The organism is Mesorhizobium sp. M7A.F.Ca.CA.001.08.2.1, from assembly GCF_003998455.1.
In the GTDB taxonomy this organism is placed as follows: Bacteria; Pseudomonadota; Alphaproteobacteria; order Rhizobiales; family Rhizobiaceae; genus Mesorhizobium; species Mesorhizobium ciceri.
On record NZ_RZPW01001278.1, the window covers coordinates 1 to 896 of the forward strand.

Here is an 896-nt window from a genome sequence, read left to right on the forward strand (position 1 = left end):
TTCCAGCAGAGGTGCTGGGCGCAGGTTGACCCCGTCCAGGTGCAGTAGATCGAAGGCGACGAAGATAATCCGATCCGGCGCCCATCGCATCGCGGACCGCAGCGAATGGAAATCCGACACGCCCTTCCCGTTGAGGACGATTGCCTCGCCGTCGAGGATTGCCGACTTGGGGGAAAGGGTTGCCGCCACCTCGACTATCGTCTTGTACGTCGATGACCAGTCGTAGCCCCTTCGGGTGATCGCTCGGGCCGTGCCGTCCTCGATTATGATTTGCGTCCGGTAGCCATCGTACTTGATTTCGTGAATCCAGTTGTCCCCTGTCGGCGGCACCTCGACAAGCGTGGGGAACATTGGCCGGATGAACTTCAACATACGCGAACTCGGACTGACCGAGGTTAAATTAGATTAAGCTAAAATGGTTGCAAAGGGATGACACGCGCAGAACCCGACGCGTTGGCCAAGCACGACGGGTCGCAATTAGGGCGGCTACATCCTGAGAATCGACCGCCACTGTGCCAATAAGAATAGTTCCGGCTGTTCGAAGATCGTACTGCGCGAACTAGTCCATGAGGTTTAATTGCTGCGCTGTCGTTTTGCGAGTAGCGTAAAGTTTGGGCACTAGGCCCACCCTCGTGCCCAGATTGGTCGGCACGGTTCTGTCACCGTCGCTTGGTATCTGACCGTGTCGACCACCATCCTGTGGCGTGCCAACCCCGCCCGCCAGGCCGGCGTCCATCTCCGAAGCACCCCGCCAAAGGGCGCCGGCCACTTTGAGATATCGTTGATCGCCGCTCCCGCTCTTGCTACGTTCACGCCATGGGATGGACGTTTGGTTCATTGATCGAAAGCGGCATGCGGGTGACGGCGCATTGCGCCCGCTGCAATCATTCCCGCAC

At 58.7% G+C, this 896-nt stretch carries 1 pseudogene; it reads right to left on the reverse strand.

Annotated features, from left to right (window positions below):
* Positions 1-372: pseudogene (locus EN914_RS36810) on the reverse strand (DNA ligase D); the annotation flags it as partial.
* Positions 373-896: the final 524 nt, after the last annotated feature.